Annotated in this window: 1 protein-coding gene; it reads right to left on the bottom strand. The window is 72.4% G+C overall.

Going from position 1 to position 344, the window contains the following annotated elements; genetic code table 11:
• The coding region (locus JYK17_RS40330) for an alcohol dehydrogenase catalytic domain-containing protein (RefSeq protein WP_222812333.1) at positions 1-335 on the bottom strand (335 nt) is incomplete at its 3' end.
• Positions 336-344: the final 9 nt, after the last annotated feature.

Genomic DNA, 344 nt, shown 5'->3' with positions numbered 1-344 from the left:
GCGAGGTTGCGCGCCTCGACGGCCGCGTACTCCGCCAGGGTGCCGTCGCGAGTCCAGTCCGTGAGGCCGAACACCCGCTGCCCCACCGACAGCCCGGCCGTGCCGTAGCCGAGGGCGGCGACCACTCCGGCCAGCTCGTGTCCGGGGACCGACGGCGTCCGGTCACGGCCGAGGCGGTCGGTCCACGACGAGGGCCAGGTGAGCTCGTCCGGGGTGAATCCCGACGCGAAGACCTCAACGAGTACATCGTTGCCCGCAGGCGCCGGCTTGGGCCGCTCGACCAGCGTCATCCCCGCCGTCCCGGCGGCCTGATCTGTCACCACAATCGCCTTCATCCCGCACCT

It is taken from the genome of Streptomyces plumbidurans, from assembly GCF_019857225.1.
GTDB lineage: Bacteria > Actinomycetota > Actinomycetes > Streptomycetales > Streptomycetaceae > Streptomyces > Streptomyces plumbidurans.
Note: the sequence above shows the minus strand (reverse complement) of the source record. Positions and strands in the feature narration are given on the sequence as shown.